The following is a 16,641-nucleotide window of genomic DNA, read 5'->3' as shown; positions in this document are numbered from 1 at the left end:
CCCTGTTGATTTTGTTATTTCGGGTCACGCGTCGGCAAGCGCGGCAAGCACAGCCGACGGCTTCAACGACGCCCGGTTTTTCTTGATCTCCTCGAAGGCGGCGCCGGTCGCTTCAAGGGTTTCTTCCAGATCTGCGTCTGTCATGGCCGCGTTCATGAACATGTTGTGGTAGGGGGACATGTAGACGCCCCGCTTCATCGCCGCCCTGCAGAAGCCGTAGCCGATCTTGAAATCGGGGTCGTCCTCGAACAGGACGATGGGCATGGTCGCGGGGCCGGTGTGCCGCAGGCCGAAGCCGAAATCGGCCGCCTGTTTCACAAGACCGGCGCGGAAGCCTTCGCCGGCCTTTTCCATGCGTTCCAGGTAATCGGTTTCGCGGATGATCCGCAGGGTTTCCAAGGCCGCGGCCATCGGCACGGCCGAAAACCAGTAGGATCCGGTGACAAAGATCTTGCTGGCGGCCTCGCGCGCCCGGTTGTTGCCGACAAGCGCCGAAATCGGCTGGCCGTTGCCCAGCACCTTGCCCCAGCAGGACAGGTCCGGCTGCACGCCCACGGTTTCCCATGAACAGTCGCGCGTCATGCGGAAACCCGCGCGCACGTCGTCGACGATCAGAAGGGCGTCGTGCTCGTCGGCCAGCTTGCGAGCGACCCGGGCATATTCCGGATCTGGCATTGACTGGTCGTGGAACGTGTCGTGCCGGAAGGGGGCGGCAAAGATGCCCGCCAGGTCATCGCCGGCCTCTTTTACCGCGTCGGCCAGCGCCTGCGTGTCGTTATAGTCGAAATAGATGATGTGGGCGCGATCCTCGGCCACCACACCGCCGGGGCGCGGCGTGTTCCAGGGCATCGATCCGTGATAGGCTTGGTTGGCGACCAGCACCTTGCGCTTGCCCCGATAGGCTCGCGCGATCATCAGCGCCATCATCGTCGAATCGGCACCGTTCTTGCAGAACATCGCCCAGTCGGCGTGGCTGATCATGCCGACCATTGCCTCGGCCAGGTCGACCATGACCGGCCCCGGGCCGGTACAGGTGTCGGCCAGCGCCTGCTGGCGGGTGACGGCGGCCGCGACATCCGCCTGACCATAGCCCAGCAGGTTCGGGCCATAGGCGCACATATAGTCGATATAGACGTTGCCGTCGGCATCCGTGATCCGGGTGCCGTGCGCCTTCGTGAAGAACTGAGGAAAGTCCTCCGGCATCAGCAAGGTCGACTGGTGGCCATACATGCCGCCGGGGATCACTTCCGCGGCCCGTTCGCGCAGGGCCTTGTCCTTCTCATTGGTCCACATGGCACACCTTTTCCGGGATCAAGTTGTCCGGAGGCTAGGATTGTTCGAAATAGCTGGCAAGAGAAATTTCGAATAACTTTCGCTGTGCGAGACGGCCGGTGCAGGAGGCCCGGATGATGAAGGGTAACAAGGGTTTTCCTGCCTGTTATGGGTGTACTCTGCGTCTCCGCGCCTTGGGTTTGGTCTTTCTTCGTGTTTGATTCATTTAGGAAGGTGATTATAAATTCGATTAAAAGGGCGCCTCTGTGGTCAACCTGTGGTCCGATCCTGTTCCGGAGCGAACCGGCGCGCGGGCCGATTGCGTTGATTTTCCCAGCGCCTGGGGCCAGATGGGGCCGCACCGGGATTGAATGGGCGAATGGAAAAGAAAGTCGAGATCGACGGCAAGCCGCGAAAGTTGCGCAAGCGCGGGCAGCAGCGGCTGGAGGAACTGCTGGACGCTACGGCTGCCCTGCTGGAGGAACGCCAGGACGAGAACATCAGCTTGGCGGATATTGCCGCGCGGGCGGATATCCCGCTGGCCTCGGTCTATCACTTCTTTCCGAACCGCAACGCGGCCTTCGTGATGCTGGCGGAACGCTTCAACACCTGGATGGCCGAACGTGTCCAGCACGAGATCGTGCCCCGTCCGCAGAAATGGCAGGATATCATCGCCTATCGCCAGCGGCAGGGCTCGGCCTTCCTGAACGCGAACCCGGCGGCGCAGCGCCTGTTCCTGGGCGCGGGCGTCAGTGTCGAGGTGCGCAATACCGACCTGACCGGCAACGCGGAACTGGCGCAGGCCTATGTCGGACTGTTCCACAAGTACTTCGTGATCGGGGAAGGGCTGCCGCTGGAGGACATGCTGGCCACCTCGATCGCCATCATGGACGGGGTCTGGGCGCTGTCCTACAGCCGCCACCGCTGCATCACTGGGGCTTTCCTGGACGAATCCACCCGTGCATCGGTCGCGTATCTGCGCAGCTACCTGCCCGAACTTTTGCCCCAGCGCCCGGCCGAGGAGCCGACAGTGACGGGAATAATCGAATAATCTTGCATTATTTGAGCCAAGTCTTCGGTTGTTTGGCGAATAGTTCTTGATCTGATCGAATTTCATATGACTATTCGGGTCAGTCTGCCCCGGTTCGTGGGCCCGTTCGACAAGGAGCCCTGTCATGTCCATTGCCACCTGGGTGGAAAAGCTGAACCAAGCGCTGGCCGCGGGCGACGCGGCGGACATCGCCGCGCTGTTCCAGCCGGACGGGCTGTGGCGCGACTTCCTGGCGCTGGGATGGACCTTGCAGACCGTCGAAGGTGCGGATGCCATCGGCGCCTTTGCGGCCAAGGCCGCGCCTGCCGCCGGCCTGACCGTCACCGCCGTGACCGATGCCGAATCCGAAGGTTTCCTGACCATCGAGACGGCGCAGGCCCGCGGCCGCGGCTATGTCCGCCTGAAAGACGGGCTGGGCATGACCTTCCTTGCGACGCTGGACGAGCTGAAGGGATTCGAAGAACCGTTGCGGGGCCGCCGCCCCAGCGGGCTGTACAACGATGGCGATCCCCGCAACTGGGCCGAACGGCTGGCGGATAAGACTTCGGCCTTCGGGGTGACCGAACAGCCCTACGTCCTGATCGTCGGCGGGGGGCAGGGGGGGCTGGCGCTTGGCGCCCGGCTGGAGATGCAGGGCGTGCCCTACCTGATCGTCGACAAGCACCCCAGGGTCGGCGACCAGTGGCGGTCGCGTTACAGGTCTCTGACGCTGCATGACCCGGTCTGGTACGACCACATGCCCTATCTGCCGTTCCCCGATTTCTGGCCGGTCTTCACGCCGAAGGACCGGATGGGGGACTGGCTGGAAACCTACGCCAACATGCTGGAACTGGCCGTCTGGACCGGGACCGAGGTGATCGGCGCCCGCAAGATGGGCGAGACCTGGACCGTCGACATGGTCCGCGACGGCGATCGGGTGACGCTGCGGCCGACACACCTGGTCATGGCCTTGGGCAATGCGGGCTTCCCCCGAATGCCCGAGTTCGAGGGGCAGGACCTCTTCCCCGGCCCGCAGCTTCATTCCAGCGCCTTCACCGATGGCGAAGGTCTTGCGGGCAAGCGGGTGATCGTGGTGGGCAGCAACAATTCGGCCCACGACATCGCCGCGAACCTTGTCGAAAATGGCGCGCATCCCGTGATGATCCAGCGGTCTTCGACCCTGATCCTGCGGCAGCACACGATGACCGATGTCCTGCTGAAGCCGATCTATTCGCAGGACGCGGTGGATGCCGGCATCACGACGGACATGGCGGACCTGCTGAACGCCTCGGTCCCGATACGGATGCAGGAGGCGCACCACCGCGTCCTGTGGGAACGGATCCGCGAGGCCGAGGCGCCGTTCTATGACCGTCTTTCCGCGGCAGGCTTCGCCATCGATTTCGGCGAGGACGGGACCGGGCTGATGAAGTATCAGCGGTCGGCTTCGGGCTATTACATCGACGTGGGCGCCTGCGAGATGATCGTGGACGGCCGCATCGGCCTCCGCTCCGGTGCGGGTATCGCCCGGCTGACGCCCGAGGGGATGGAGCTTGAGACCGGCGAACTGATCCCGGCCGACATGATCGTCTATGCCACGGGCTTCGGGTCGATGGAGGAATGGGTCGCCCGGCTGATCGATGGGGAAACGGCTGCGAAGATCGGGCGCTGCTGGGGCTATGGGTCCGGCGCCAAGGGCGATCCAGGCCCATGGGTCGGCGAGTTGCGGAACATGTGGAAGCCCACGGCCGAAGAGGGGTTGTGGTTCATGGGCGGCAACCTTGCGCAGGCGCGGTTCTATTCCGGGGTTCTGGGTCTGCAGTTGAAGGCACGGTTCGAAGGCCTGGCCGTCGATCCGGTCACCGCCTGACCCACCCGGCCGCAGAGTTTGCGCGGGCATCCTTGCTGCTGATCCCGTCCTGGCAGGACCGATCGCCGGTATCTTGCAGCGCGAATGTGGCGGCAGTGCCCACCGCAGCCGGTCAGGCAGGGCGGAAGAATTCCGTGCGTTCGCGTGCGGAAGTAGAACGGGCGGCTTGCGCCGGCTGGGCCGGGGAGGGGGGCTCTGCCCCCCGCCCGCGCTGACGCGCGGACTCCCCCCGAGGTATTTGAAGACCAAAGAAGCGGGGGCCGCGCCCCGGGTCGGATCGGGGCGTCAGATCAGGAGGTCCTGGGCGGTGACGTGCTGGGTAAGGTCCAGCAGTTCGATCACCGTGCCCGAGGACAGCACGACCTTGGTGTAGGCGTGGTCGGGATCGTCGTCGATCAGCCTGATGCGGGTGATCGACATGCCCCGGTCCAGGTCAAGCGCGTCGATACCGACCTGGAAGGCGCCGATCTGGTCGCGGCCTTCCTTCAGGTCGTTGTAGACGAAGGTGTCCTTGCCGGCACCGCCATAGAGCGTATGCTTGCCCGTGCCGCCGACGATCGTGTCGTTCCCGGTACCTCCGACGATGGTATCGTTGCCGGTATTGCCGAAAAGCGTATCCTTGCCGCGCTGACCTTCCAGCGTGTCGTTCCCTGCCTGGCCTTTCGCGAGGTCCGCGCCCTTGCCCCCCAGGAACACGTCGCGGCCCTTGCCGCCAAAGAGCCTGTCGTTGCCGTTGCCGCCATAGCCATAGATGGCGTCCTGGCCGGACGTGCCGATCAGATCGTTGGGTCGGTTGTTGCCCCGGATGACGTTCGGCACCGGCGGGTTGGGGCTGTCGAATTCCACCACGAAGCTTTGCGCCAGTGCGGGCGGCGTGCCATCCACCGGCGCGTTGTTCCAGGTGCCTTCAAGTGCATTCGCCGGTGTCAGCGAGAAATACTGCAGGGCGGTTTCATCGGCACCGAAATCGTCGGGCGCGCCGCTGGCCCAGGCGGCATAGGTCATCGCGGCACCGCTGAGCCAGGTGAAGCCGCCGTCGACTGTACCGGTGGCGCCGATCTAGGGCCCCACCTGGACCGTCCCGCTTTCCGCGTACCAGGCCAGGCCAATGCCGTTCAGGGCGCCGAAGATCGCGTCGTTCTCGGCCTCGGTCTCGATCGAGGTGAGCTGGCCATTCAGGCTGCTGGCCTGGGCCTGGGCTGCGTCCCAGGTGACGCCGTCGGGGGCGTAGACGACAATGTAGGAATGGCTGTTGTAGCTGAAGGTCTTCAGGATCGCGAAGGAATCGGAACTTGTCGAACTGGGCATATCTGACCGCCGTACCTGGGAAATGGACCTGTCCTGCCGTCATTCTTTTGCTTCGGGGCATGAACAAGTCAATCTGGGTATTGCGGACGCCCCCCGTCAGGCGGAGGGCAGCGTGGCGCTGGCCGGATCTGGCAGCGCGTTCAGGTGGGCATTGGCGGCCTCCGTGTCGATGACGCTGCCATAGCGCATGGCGATATCGAAGAGCGCCACGGCATGGCTGGATTGCGAGCGGTCGAAGCAGCCGTCCCTGATCGCGGCGACCCGGAAACCGTGGCTGAATGCGTCGACGGCGCTGGCCCGGACGCAGCCCGAGGTCGTGGTGCCGGTCATCAGCACGCTGTCGCAGCCCAGCCGCCGCAGATGGGTGGCCGTCGGCGCGCCGAAAAAGGCCGATGGCTTGCGCTTGTAGACCGTGATGTCCTGAGGTCCAGGTGTCAGCGGCGCCACGATCTGGTTGGCGTCGCGGTTCATCGGCGTGGCCGGGATCTGTTCCGCCGTGCGGTTGTTCTTCCACGCCCAGGATCCGATGTCCCAGGCATCGCTCCGGGCCCGGCCGGTGGAATAGATCACCGGAACGCCCAAGCCCCGGGCGGTTTCGGCCAGGGCCATGATCTTTTCGACCGCGGCCCAGCTTTCGGCACCGCACGCATTTGGCCAGCGCCGGATCGCATCCAGTATGTCCTCGGCCGGGTCGTCGCCGGCAAAGCCCCAGCTGACGTCGATGATCATCAGGGCCGGTTTCGATCCCAGCCCGTCGGGCCCGGTCAGGCCGGTCTTGTCGACACGCGCCCGGTCGGCGGGGGAGAGGTAGTCGTCCCAGATCATGTGGTCTCTCCGGGCATCAGGTTCAGGCGGCGGTCGGGCGCGCCCTTGGGCAGGTCGAAGAGATCTGCCGGAAACGTGGCGATCCAGTCCAGGATCGGGGCCGTTTCCAGCGGATCCGCATATTTCGCATCCAGATCGCACAGTGCCAGGGCGTGGCTGGCCTCGAACGCGTCGAAGCAGGCGTCGGCGGCCATGGTCACCCCCAGGTTCAGCGAGAAGGCGTCGATCACGGTCGCCCGGACCGCGCCTGCGGTCTGGCCGCCCGCGACGACGATGCCGTCGGCCCCCAGAAGGTTCAGAAAGCTCATCAGGTCGGTGTCGAAAAATCCCGACGGTGCCTGGCGGCGGACCACGATGTCCTGCGGTTCGATGGCCATGACCAGCCCGGTCGCCCGGACCGGATCGCGATCGAAGACCTGTCCGTCGATGCCGGGGCGGTCCCAGCCATCGGGGCGTGCCGCGCCGCCCACGTGGATGACCGGCAGGCCGGCCCCGCGGGCCGCCGTCGCCAGGTCGGTCGCCTTGTCCATCGCGGCCTGAAACCCGGGCAGTTCGGTGTTGGCGGCGATGAAGTCGACCAGCAGAACGGCCGGACGCCGGGGGAATGCACCCCGCACGCCATAACCCGCGGCGGCAAAGACCTTGCGGTCGCGGTCCGTGATGAAGGCGTCCCAGGGTTTGGCGGTCATGCGGTCACCGCGGGGAAAAGCCTGGCATAATGCTGGGCTACCTCGCCCGGGGTCGTGATCCAGATGTCATCGCGATGGGCCGCGATATGGGTCAGCGCCCGCCGAAGCGCCCGCAGGCGATAGGGATGGCCGATCACGAAAGGATGCAGGACGACGGTGTAGCACAAGGGGTATTTCCGGCTTTGCAGCAGCATCTCGTCGAACTGGTCGATCATCATGCGTTCAAAGCTTTCCGCGCCCTGCTGGCGGAAGACCATGACGGGGCTGTCGTTCACCTCGATCGAATAGGGGACCGACAGGATGGGCGCGGTCCGGGTGCGCATCCAGAAGGGTTGGTCGTCGGCCGGCCAGTCGAGGACATAGGAAAAACCTGCCTCGCGCAGCAGGTCCAACGTTTCGTCCGTCTGGGCCAGATAGGGCCCCAGCCAGCCGGCGGGCGAGGTGCCGGTATAGGCCGTGATCGCGGCATAGGCTTCCTCGATCAGCTTCTGTTCCTCGCCTCGGGGCAGGGTGTCCTGCCGTTCGCCGTTGGTGCGGCCGTGGCCCACGAATTCGTCGCCGCGGGCCAGCATCCGGTCGGCGATCTGCGGGCAGGTGTCGAAGAGGAGCGAGTTGAAATTGTGGGACGCAGGCATCCCCATCTCGTCCAGCAGATCGAAGAGATACCACTGCCCCACCCTGTTGCCATAGTCGCGCCAGGCATAATTCCGGCTGGTCTGCGGCGCACCCACCTGCGCGCTGTCGCTGCCCATGCCGTCGCAGAAGCTGAAGACCTCGATATTGTTGCAGATCGAGACGGCCAGTTTCTTGTCCCCGGGCCAGGTGAATTGCGGCCGGTCGGGCAGGGGGCTGTAGTCATAGCGGTCGTGATAGCGCAGTTTCAGAAGGGTCATGCGGCGGGCTCCGTCGTGGTGCGGGCATGGTCCAGCGCGCGGCGGGCGGCGCGGATGATGTTGCGGTAGCCGGTGCAGCGGCACAGGTTCGACGACAGGATTTCGGTCAGTTCATCGTCGGTGATGTCGGGGCTTTGCTTCAGCGTGCCGTCGATCAGCATCAGAAACCCGGGTGTGCAGAAGCCGCATTGCAGCGCGTGTTCCTCGATGAAGAACTGCTGCAGGGGGGACAGGTCGGGACCGTTGGCCAGCCCTTCGACCGTCCGGATGTCGGCGCCTTCGGCCTGCACGGCGAACATCAGGCAAGACCGGACCGGTGCGCCGTCGACGGTGATGGTGCAGGCGCCGCAGACGCCGTGTTCACATCCGAGATGCGTGCCGGTCAGCCCGCAATCCTCGCGCAATGCATCGGCCAGCGTTTTCCGCGGCGCCACGTCTATGGCGTGACCTGTACCGTTGACGGTGAGGGTGATCTTGGTCTTGTCGGTCATCTTGGGATCTCCTCAGGCGATGGCTTGCGCAAGGGCGCGGCGGATCACGGTGCCGGCAAGGTCGCGGCGGTATTCGGGCGGCGTGGTGGCGTCGCCCATCGCCTCGACCACCGCCATCGCGGCGTCTGCGGCTTTCGCGAAGGTGTCGGGCGTGGCGGGCTGGCCGATCAGTTCGGCCTCGGCCTCGGCGATCCGGCGGGGCGCATCCTCGATCCCGCCAAGACCCACGCGTGCGGCGGTGATGGTGTCGCCCTGCACTTCTATGGCCACCAGCGCCATGCCCAGGGCGAAGTCGCCGGCGCGGCGCGATATTTCGCAGAAACCCGTCCGGGTCGTTTCGGACAGCAACGGCAGATGGGTGGCGACAAGGATCTCGTCCGGTTCGCGGGTCGTGGACATCGCACCGTCGCACCAGTCGGCGATGGGAACCCTGCGGGTGCCCCGGGTCGACAGCAGTTCCAGTTCTGCGCCCAGCACGTTCGCGGTCAGTGCCCATTCCGACGAAGGGTCGGCATGGGCCAGGCTGCCGCAGAAGGTCCCGCGCTGGCGGATCGGATAGTGGGCGATGTGGCGGACAACCTCGGCCATCATCCGGCCCGTGACGCCGAAGGCGGGATCCGCCTTGTGAAAGCTCGCATGCCGGGTCAGGGCCGGGACGACAAGTGCGGTCCCGTCGATGAAGGGCGTGCCCAGGTCAGGCAGGACGTTCAGATCGATCAGTTCGGACGGATAGGCCACGCGAAGGGCCATCATCGGCACAAGGCTTTGCCCGCCGGCCAAGATCATGGCGCCGTCGTCGACACCTTCGGCCAATCTGGCGGCGGCGTCTTCCAGCGAGGTCGGGCGGTAATAGGCGAAGGGGGCGGGTTTCATCGGGTCTGTCCTTCTGCGTCACCGGGCAGCAGCGCCGTCCAGTGGTCCCAGCCGCGCCGGATGGCGGCGGGTGCCGGCGTGCCGGCCTTCTGAATTTCTCCGGCCGACAGCGGCGTGACGGGGCCAAGCGCCAGCGCCCGGGTCAGCGTCGCTGCTTCGCGCGCGGCATGGATTGCGTGGAAGACGACGGCCAGAAGGCTGTTGCCGGTGATCACGGCGCCATGGCCGCGCATCAGGGCGATGTGCCCGGCACCCGTAGTGGCGGCTAGGTCGCGCGCCTGTGCCGTATCGGTCACCAGCATGTTCGTGTCGCCGAATGCCGCGCGGCTGTCCCACAGCGGCACTTCGGCCCCCATCCACGCACCGGTCTGGCTGAGCGCCACCAGCGGCCGGCTCCCCATGCAATAGGGCATCAGGTCGGCGGCATGACAGTGAAGGCTCGCGTTCTTCGTCGGGTCCGCCAGCAGGGCGGGGTGCAGGACGCGTTCAGAATAAAGCTGTGCGTCCGTGGCGACCAGCGGTTCGCCGTCCATGCCGAAGGGCAGGATATCCTCGGCGGTCAGCCGGGCGGGTGCCACGGCGCGGGGGTGCCAGAAGATCTCCGGATTTTTCGGATCGCGGACGGCGAGGTGGCCGAAGACGTCAAGAACCCCCTGGTGGATCAGGATACGGGTCGCGGTGACCATGTCGGCTAGCAGGTCGTTTGGGCGTTTCAGGGTCATGTCGAAGCCTCTGCAGCCACGATGGCGGCTCGCAGGGCGGCGGGCGTCAGGGGGGCGGTGTCTATGGTCACGCCCAGATCCTTCAACGCATCCTCGACCGCGCTCGCGATGGCTGCGGCGGTGGGGATCACGCCGCTTTCGCCGACGCCCTTAAGGCCCAATGCGTTGATCGGGCTGGGGGTTTCGGAATGGACGATGCCAACGGGCGGCATCTCGGCCGCCGTGACCATCAGGTAATCGGCGAAGGAGCCGGTCAGTGGCTGGTTTTCCTCGTCGAAGACCATCTTCTCGTAAAGCGCATTGCCCAGCCCGTGTGCCAGCCCGCCCATGATCTGGCCGTCGACCATGACCGGGTTGACCATCCGGCCGCAATCGTGGGCCAGCTCCAACCGCTCGACCCGGACGAGGCCGGTTTCCACGTCGACCTCGACCTCGGCCACAAGGCAGCCGTTGGCGAAAGCCATTCCGTCGATCACCACGCGCTCGGTCGCCATCAGGCCCGGCACGTCGATCCCAGGCAGCCGGTAGCCGGGCAGCCCTTCGGCCGCGCCCGCGATTTCGGCCAGTGTCAGGGACCGGCCGGAATTGCTGCCCTTGATGACCACCCGGTCGCCGTCGATCTCCAGCCCGTCGGTCGGCAGGTCCATGATATGGGCCGCGACCTTCAGGACCTTGGCGCGGACGGTCTTCGCCGCCGCCTCGGCCGAGGCGCCAGCGACCACGGTCTGGCGGCTGTTGAACCCGCCGAACCCGTAGGGCTCGGCCGTGTCACCCAGGGTCAGGTCGATGCGGGACGGGTCGGCGCCCAGGTGGCTGCCGACGATCTGGACCAGCACGGTGCCGACACCCTGTCCCATCGCGGCGGCGCCGGTGTTCACTTTGATACGCCCGTCCCGCGCGACGCGGACGGTCACGGTTTCATAAGGCCCACGGCCCGTGCCCTCGACATAGTTCGCAAGGCCGATCCCCAGCCGGCGGCCGTCCTTGCGCGCAGCTTCCCGGCGGGCTTCGAAACCGGCCCAGTCGGACGCTTCCAGCGCGGCCGCCTGTGTCGCCGGATAATCCCCGCTGTCCAGTACCACCGGCAGGCCAGACCGTAGCAGCAACGGACGCGGGCATGGCATGCGGTCGGGTGTGACAAGGTTCCGCCGCCGGATCTCCTCGCGCGTCAGCCCCGTGGCCCTTGCGGCGGCGTCCAGCAGACGCTCCATCACATAGGTCGCCTGGGGCTGACCGGCGCCCCGGACAGGGGTCACGGGCACGCGGTTGGTCACCGCGACACAGATATCGAGGCGATAGGCCGGGACATCGTACATCAGCGGCAGCATCATGCCTGAGGCATAGGGCACGTTCAGCCCCCGCGCCGTCCAGGCGCCGTGGTCATGGATCAGGGTCCCGCGGACGCCAAGGATATGGCCCTCGGCATCGACGGCCATTTCCGCCTGCCACAGTTGTTCGCGTTCCTGACAGGCGGACAGGAAATGTTCGCGCCTGTCCTCGACCCATCTGACGGGGCGACCCAGCGCGCGCGCCGTGGCGGCGATGGCGATTTCCTCGGGGTAGGTGACCAGCTTCGGACCGAAGCCGCCACCCAGGTCGGGGGCGGTGACGGTCACCGTATCTTCTGCCATGTCCAGCAGGCGGCAGAGGTGCCTTTTCAGAGCATGTGGCGTCTGGGTCGAAGACCAGATTGCAAGGCGCCCGCCGATCGGGTCGGGCGCGGCCAGCACGCCGCGGCCTTCCAGCGAATGGGCGCCGCCACGGTCGATCTCATAGGTGCCCTGGACGATATGGGCCGCATCTGCAAAGGCCGCATCCACGTTGCCATAGTCGAAGCCGAACTGCGCCAGCTTGTTGTGAGGGGCATCCAGATGCGCGGGCGGGGCGCCTTCGGCGACCGCATCGGCCAGCGTTGCGGCGACGGGAAGGGGGTCCATGTCCATCTCGATGGCTTCGGCCGCATCCTCGGCCTCTGCTCGCGTTGTGGCCACGACAAGGGCCAGCGGTTCGCCGACGAAGACGGTTTCCCGCGCAGGCAGGATCGGGCGGTCCAGCGGGAAGGCGATGGCTGAAGATGGCAGCCCCGTTGCCAGCCGGTCGCCCCCGGGCAGGAGTGCGGCCAGGTCTGCGGCGGTATAGATCGCGACGACTCCGGGCATGGCCAGCGCCGCAGACAGGTCGGTTTCGCGGATGGAAGCATGGGCATAGGGGCTGCGCAGAAAGGCCGCGTGCAGCCCCCCAGGCGCCTTGATGTCGTCCAGATAGCGGCCGTGGCCGGTGATCAGCTTCCGGTCCTCGATCCGGGGAAGGGAGGTGCCGACAAGGGTCATTGGCCGCGCTCCGCATCGTATTCGGCGATCCGGGCGTGCAGGTACTGCGGTGTGACCGGCAGGCGCTTCACCAGACCGGGGCGTTGCAGGGCATCGTCCACCGCCGCGGCGATGGCGGCACCGGCGGCGGTCACACCGGCCTCGCCCGAGCCCTTCAGGCCCAGCGGATTGAGCGGCGACGGCGCGTCCTGAAGGATCTGGATCGCGACCTCCGGCATCTCGGCCGAGGTGGGCATCAGGTAATCGGCGAAGGTCACCGACAGGGGCTGGCCGTCCTCGTCATAGCGAAACTCCTCCAGCAGCGCGCCGCCCAGACCCTGGGCCAGGCCGCCCATGATCTGCCCTTCAATCATCGCCGGGTTCACGGCGCGGCCGACGTCATAGCTGATCGCATAGCGTTCGACCGACGTTCGCCCGGTGTCGCGGTCTACCGCGACCATGGCGATATGGGCGCCATAGGGATAGTTCATGTGGGTGTTGTGGAACCACGCCTCTGCCGTCAGGCCCGGCGTACGGTGGCCGCGTTTCGGCGAGACCGGGTCCAGCGCCTTCACGATTTCGGCCAGCGTGACCGAATGGCCGGTCGCGGTATCGGTGGCGAGGCCGTCGTCCAGCACCAGATAGGTGATTTCGGTGTCCAGAAGCTCTGCCGCCATGTCCAGCGCGCGGTCCTTCAGCTCGGTCGCGGCGCGGCGCGTGGCCTCCCCGGTCATCACCGTCACCCGGCTGGCATGCGCGCCCCAGCCATGGTCGATCCGTGCCGTCTGGCCGTGGATCACACGGCATGTCCGATAGTCCGCGCCCAGCGTGTCGGCGGCGATCTGGGCAATGGCGGTTTCCATGCCCTGACCAAGCGAGGCGGCACCGGTCACGATCTCGATAGACCCATCGGTCGCGACGGACATACGGACCAGCTCGGACGGGCCAAGGCCGCTTTTTTCCACGAAGAAGCCAAGGCCGACGCCCACCGCTTCGCCATCCGCCCGGCGTTTCGCGGCCTTGGCGTGCATGTCCGACCAGCCGCAGAACTCCAGCGCCTTGCTCAGCAGCCCGTCATAGTCGCCGCTGTCCAGCACGACCTCGGACTCCAGCGCGGTCAGGCCGCGTTCGAACGGCATCTCATCTGCGCGAATGAAATTGCGGCGACGCAGTTCTAGCGGATCCATCTCCAGCCTCTGCGCGATGGCATCCATCAGGCGTTCCCGCACGAAGGAGCCTTCGAAGCGCCCCGGCGCGCGGTAGGTGGCGGCGGGGGTCTTGGCGGTCAGGCGAAAATGGGCGCGAGCGGCATAGGCCGGCACGCGGTAGGGGCCCAACAGCAGGCCGATGGACATGTCCGCCACCCGCGCGCCGTGGGTCCGGACATAGGCGCCCTGATCGTGGTGCAGCGTTTCGTCGATGGCAAGGATCCGGCCATCGGTATCGACGGCGGCGCGGATCAGGTGCTGCTGTTCGCGGGAATGGTTCGCGGCCATCATGTGCTCGCGCCGGTCTTCGATCCATTTCACCGGGCGGCCAAGGCGCATCGCGCCAAGGCAGACCAGCAGGTCTTCGGGATAAAGCTCTCCCCTGATGCCGAAGCCGCCGCCGACATGGGGTTCGTGCAGGTCGATCTGTGTGGGCGACAGGCCAAATATCTCGGCCAGGCGGTCCCGGTTCCAGTGGGGACGCTTGGTGGCGCCCCAGAGGTCGAGATGCTGGCGCCCGGCGTCCCAGTCGGCCAGCGCGCCGCGGGGTTCCATCGGAATGCCGGAATGGCGGCCGGTGGCCAGGTCCAGTTCGACGACATGGGCCGCGGCGGCAAAGGCGGCCTCGACATCGCCATAGCCCTTGCGGACGACGGTGGGTTCGCTGCCGATGCCCGGCAGGAACTCCCCCGGTTTGGCCCGGGCATCCAGGATCGGCGCCACGTCTTCGTCGATGTCGACCATGACCAGTTCAGTGGCGTCTTCGGCGACATAGGGGTCTTCGGCGAAGACCACGGCCACCGGCTCGCCCACGTAGCGCACGCGTTCCACTGCCAGGATCGGCTGGACGTAGGGCTCCAGCCCGCTGATCCTTGTCGCGCGAAAGGGGATGCGGGGGACATCGCCCAGGGTTTCGGCCGTCCAGACGGTGACGCCAGGGATGGCCAGGGCGTCCGAGGTGTCGATCTCTGCGATGCGGCCGCAGGCATGGGCAGACCGGACGATCCGCGCATGCAGTTGTCGCGGCCGGTTCAGGTCGGCGACGAAGCGGCCAAGGCCCGCAACCAGCGGGCGGTCTTCCAGTCGGGGGACGCTTTGCCCGATCCAGGCAGATCGGCGGGCGTTCGGCAGTTTGGGGGCAGTCATGTCTTCAGTCCTTCGCCACGGATGCGGCGGCAATACTGGTGTTGCGGGCCATCATGACGCCGATCGCCAGAAGCACCAGCCCGGCCGCGACGATCGGCGGCTGGGGCGAAATCATCGCCAGCCCGCCAAGGGCCAGCGCCAGCCGGCCCAGCCCCGGGATGGGTGCGCGCCAGTATCCTTCGGCAGCGACGGCCATGGCCAGGACCAGCACCAGCGCCCGCAGGATGTCCAGCACGATAAATACGGGGGACGCCTGCAGCAGCAGACCCGGCGCGTACATGAAGGCGAAGGGCAGGACGAAGGCGGCCACCGCCAGCTTGCAGGCCTGCCCGGCGATGGAAACGGGGTTGGCCCCGGCAATGCCCGACGCGGCATAGGCGGCGACGGCAACCGGCGGGGTCATGGCAGACAGCACGGCGAAGTACAGAAGGAACATGTGCGCCTGCATCAGGCTATAGCCATAATCGGCGACCAGTGTGGGCGCGACCAGTGCGGCCGCCAGCGCATAGGCCGCGGGCGTGGGCATCCCCATGCCCAGAAGGATCGTCATCATCGCGGCGAAGATCAGCGTTAAAAGCTCGTTCGACCCGGCGATCAGGACCAGCAGTTCCGAAACCTTGCCCGACAGTCCGGTCATTGTGATGCCGCCGATCACCATCCCTGCAGCGGCACAGGCGCCGGTCACGGCGACCATCGACAGCGTCGTCTGGGCGATTCCGTCAAACAACGCTCCGAGGGTGAAGGTTCGCCAGCGCACCAGCCAGGTCAGCAGCAGCGCCGCCGTGCCGTAAAGTGCCACATAGGTCGGGCTGTAGTGCATCACCAGCGCGGTGCAGAGGACACCGAGCGGGATCAGGAACATCCAGCCGGCGGCAAAGGCTGCGCCGACGCGGGGCAGGGTCGACGGGTCAAGCGTGCCCACGCCTTCCTTGCGCGACCGAAGGTCGACCTGCAGGAAGACGGTCATGTAATAAAGGATCGCCGAAGCCGCCGCCGCGAAGACGATGGTCAGGTAGGGGATCGCCGTGAATTCCGCCATGATGAACACGGCGGCCCCCATTACGGGCGGCAGGATCGACCCGCCGGTCGAGGCCGCCACCTCCACCGCGCCGGCCAGCGTCGGCGAATAGCCCAGACGCTTCATGACGGGGATGGTGACGGACCCGGTGGTGACCACGTCTGCCGTGGGGCTGCCGGACAGCATCCCGAACAGGCCGGAGGAAACGACGGCCACCTTGGCCGGACCGCCCACCTGGCGACCGGTCAGGGCGGCCGCGATATTGAAGAAGAACGCGCCGCCGCCGGCCTTTTCCAGAAGCGTGCCGAACATCACGAACAGGAAGGCATAGGTCGCCGTCACCTGGATCGGCGCGCCGAAGACGCCGTCGGTCGTGAACATCGTCACGTCCAGGAAGTGTTCGAATGTGATCAGACCGTGCTTCAGCGGTCCGTCGAAATTGTGACCCCAGAGGTTATAGGCCATGAAGGCCAGCGCCAGCAGCGTCAGGCCCGGACCGACGGTGCGGCGCGCGGCCTCGATCGACAGGGCTAGCAGGCCATAGCCGAAGATCCAGTAGGACAGGGGCATCGGGTCGAAAAGCGTGATCCGCTGGGCGATCTCCTCCATCTCGATGGTGAAGAAGGCCAGGCAGGCCAGGCTGAAGGCCGCCAGGAACAGATCGGGGACAGTGGGCCGGTCGGTGCGCGCGTTTGGGCCGGATCCGACCACCAGGAACAGCATGCACAGCATCAGGCACAGAAAGACAATGGTCCGGGCCAGCACGTCCCAGGTCGACATCGTCGCCGCATAGACGGTGTAAAGCGCGGTCAGCACGGCGAAACCCTTGATCGCCAAACCCAGTCGGCCTTCAAGATCGCGGCGCGGGCCGGTTCCCACGCTGGCGGCAAGAAGTCTGGACATGGGCGAGGGGCGGTCTTGGGTCATGCGTGCGATCTGATCGTGGCTGGCGTGGGAAACGGGGTGCCCCTGCGGGGGGAGAGGTCGGCA

Annotated in this window: 14 protein-coding genes; 2 read left to right on the top strand and 12 right to left on the bottom strand. The window is 66.3% G+C overall.

All coding sequences use genetic code 11. The features are described from left to right. Positions 1-24: 24 nt before the first annotated feature. On the bottom strand, positions 25-1,293 hold the full coding sequence (locus tag FQK05_RS18200; protein WP_158969499.1) for an aminotransferase class III-fold pyridoxal phosphate-dependent enzyme: 1,269 nt from the start codon (positions 1,291-1,293) through the stop codon (positions 25-27). 358 nt (positions 1,294-1,651) lie between these two features. On the opposite strand from FQK05_RS18200, the gene FQK05_RS18195 reads away from it, so the two are divergent. Both FQK05_RS18195 and FQK05_RS18190 read left to right on the top strand, forming a co-directional pair. After that, positions 1,652-2,323: a TetR/AcrR family transcriptional regulator gene (locus FQK05_RS18195; RefSeq protein ID WP_158969496.1), complete on the top strand. Its 672-nt coding sequence runs from the start codon at positions 1,652-1,654 to the stop codon at positions 2,321-2,323. Between the two features lie 124 nt (positions 2,324-2,447). After that, positions 2,448-4,169, top strand: a complete 1,722-nt coding sequence (locus tag FQK05_RS18190; protein WP_158969494.1) for a flavin-containing monooxygenase — start codon at positions 2,448-2,450, stop codon at positions 4,167-4,169. 285 nt (positions 4,170-4,454) lie between these two features. On the opposite strand, the gene FQK05_RS18185 is transcribed toward FQK05_RS18190, so the two are convergent. The 11 genes from FQK05_RS18185 to FQK05_RS18135 form a co-directional block, all read right to left on the bottom strand. Continuing rightward, a complete protein-coding gene (locus FQK05_RS18185; protein WP_158969492.1) occupies positions 4,455-5,174 on the bottom strand; it encodes a calcium-binding protein in 720 nt (239 codons plus the stop codon). Between the two features lie 54 nt (positions 5,175-5,228). Then, complete coding sequence (locus tag FQK05_RS18180) at positions 5,229-5,477, bottom strand: C-type lectin-like domain-containing protein (RefSeq protein WP_158969490.1); 249 nt, start codon at positions 5,475-5,477, stop codon at positions 5,229-5,231. 96 nt (positions 5,478-5,573) lie between these two features. After that, positions 5,574-6,302, bottom strand: a complete 729-nt coding sequence (locus FQK05_RS18175) for an isochorismatase family protein (protein ID WP_158969488.1) — start codon at positions 6,300-6,302, stop codon at positions 5,574-5,576. Further along, positions 6,299-6,991: a cysteine hydrolase family protein gene (locus FQK05_RS18170; protein WP_158969486.1), complete on the bottom strand. Its 693-nt coding sequence runs from the start codon at positions 6,989-6,991 to the stop codon at positions 6,299-6,301. Before FQK05_RS18170 ends, FQK05_RS18175 begins: the two co-directional genes overlap by 4 nt. Beyond that, positions 6,988-7,884 carry a polysaccharide deacetylase family protein gene (locus FQK05_RS18165; RefSeq protein WP_158969484.1) on the bottom strand — a complete coding sequence of 299 codons (897 nt, stop codon included), beginning with the start codon at positions 7,882-7,884 and terminating at the stop codon, positions 6,988-6,990. The genes FQK05_RS18170 and FQK05_RS18165 overlap by 4 nt, the downstream gene beginning before the upstream one ends. Further along, positions 7,881-8,375, bottom strand: a complete 495-nt coding sequence (locus FQK05_RS18160; RefSeq protein WP_158969482.1) for a (2Fe-2S)-binding protein — start codon at positions 8,373-8,375, stop codon at positions 7,881-7,883. Before FQK05_RS18160 ends, FQK05_RS18165 begins: the two co-directional genes overlap by 4 nt. 12 nt (positions 8,376-8,387) lie before the next feature. Continuing rightward, complete coding sequence (locus FQK05_RS18155; RefSeq protein ID WP_158969480.1) at positions 8,388-9,248, bottom strand: FAD binding domain-containing protein; 861 nt, start codon at positions 9,246-9,248, stop codon at positions 8,388-8,390. Next, positions 9,245-9,970 carry a class II aldolase/adducin family protein gene (locus tag FQK05_RS18150; protein ID WP_158969478.1) on the bottom strand — a complete coding sequence of 242 codons (726 nt, stop codon included), beginning with the start codon at positions 9,968-9,970 and terminating at the stop codon, positions 9,245-9,247. Before FQK05_RS18150 ends, FQK05_RS18155 begins: the two co-directional genes overlap by 4 nt. After that, positions 9,967-12,300 carry a xanthine dehydrogenase family protein molybdopterin-binding subunit gene (locus FQK05_RS18145; RefSeq protein WP_158969476.1) on the bottom strand — a complete coding sequence of 778 codons (2,334 nt, stop codon included), beginning with the start codon at positions 12,298-12,300 and terminating at the stop codon, positions 9,967-9,969. The genes FQK05_RS18150 and FQK05_RS18145 overlap by 4 nt, the downstream gene beginning before the upstream one ends. Beyond that, the gene (locus FQK05_RS18140; protein ID WP_158969474.1) at positions 12,297-14,633 is read right to left on the bottom strand and encodes a xanthine dehydrogenase family protein molybdopterin-binding subunit; all 2,337 of its coding nucleotides are present in this window, start codon (positions 14,631-14,633) and stop codon (positions 12,297-12,299) included. Before FQK05_RS18140 ends, FQK05_RS18145 begins: the two co-directional genes overlap by 4 nt. Positions 14,634-14,637: 4 nt before the next feature. Further along, positions 14,638-16,578 (bottom strand): TRAP transporter permease, encoded by a 1,941-nt coding sequence (locus FQK05_RS18135; protein ID WP_233270567.1) that lies wholly within the window; start codon positions 16,576-16,578, stop codon positions 14,638-14,640. Between the last annotated feature and the right edge of the window lie 63 nt (positions 16,579-16,641).

Origin of the sequence: Chachezhania sediminis (assembly GCF_009765275.1) — a bacterium.
Taxonomy (GTDB): Bacteria; Pseudomonadota; Alphaproteobacteria; order Rhodobacterales; family Rhodobacteraceae; genus Chachezhania; species Chachezhania sediminis.
This window is presented reverse-complemented; position numbering and strand designations above follow the sequence as displayed.

What these genes read in the sequence shown, in the direction of transcription:
- FQK05_RS18140 (WP_158969474.1), bottom strand. Translation starts at nt 14,633, where the DNA reads ATGACTGCCCCCAAACTGCCGAACGCCCGCCGATCTGCCTGGATCGGG.
- FQK05_RS18165 (WP_158969484.1), bottom strand. Translation starts at nt 7,884, where the DNA reads ATGACCCTTCTGAAACTGCGCTATCACGACCGCTATGACTACAGCCCC.
- FQK05_RS18195 (WP_158969496.1), top strand. Translation starts at nt 1,652, where the DNA reads ATGGAAAAGAAAGTCGAGATCGACGGCAAGCCGCGAAAGTTGCGCAAG.
- FQK05_RS18135 (WP_233270567.1), bottom strand. Translation starts at nt 16,578, where the DNA reads ATGACCCAAGACCGCCCCTCGCCCATGTCCAGACTTCTTGCCGCCAGC.
- FQK05_RS18175 (WP_158969488.1), bottom strand. Translation starts at nt 6,302, where the DNA reads ATGATCTGGGACGACTACCTCTCCCCCGCCGACCGGGCGCGTGTCGAC.
- FQK05_RS18200 (WP_158969499.1), bottom strand. Translation starts at nt 1,293, where the DNA reads ATGTGGACCAATGAGAAGGACAAGGCCCTGCGCGAACGGGCCGCGGAA.
- FQK05_RS18155 (WP_158969480.1), bottom strand. Translation starts at nt 9,248, where the DNA reads ATGAAACCCGCCCCCTTCGCCTATTACCGCCCGACCTCGCTGGAAGAC.
- FQK05_RS18150 (WP_158969478.1), bottom strand. Translation starts at nt 9,970, where the DNA reads ATGACCCTGAAACGCCCAAACGACCTGCTAGCCGACATGGTCACCGCG.
- FQK05_RS18160 (WP_158969482.1), bottom strand. Translation starts at nt 8,375, where the DNA reads ATGACCGACAAGACCAAGATCACCCTCACCGTCAACGGTACAGGTCAC.
- FQK05_RS18145 (WP_158969476.1), bottom strand. Translation starts at nt 12,300, where the DNA reads ATGACCCTTGTCGGCACCTCCCTTCCCCGGATCGAGGACCGGAAGCTG.
- FQK05_RS18170 (WP_158969486.1), bottom strand. Translation starts at nt 6,991, where the DNA reads ATGACCGCCAAACCCTGGGACGCCTTCATCACGGACCGCGACCGCAAG.
- FQK05_RS18190 (WP_158969494.1), top strand. Translation starts at nt 2,448, where the DNA reads ATGTCCATTGCCACCTGGGTGGAAAAGCTGAACCAAGCGCTGGCCGCG.
- FQK05_RS18180 (WP_158969490.1), bottom strand. Translation starts at nt 5,477, where the DNA reads ATGCCCAGTTCGACAAGTTCCGATTCCTTCGCGATCCTGAAGACCTTC.
- FQK05_RS18185 (WP_158969492.1), bottom strand. Translation starts at nt 5,174, where the DNA reads ATGACCTATGCCGCCTGGGCCAGCGGCGCGCCCGACGATTTCGGTGCC.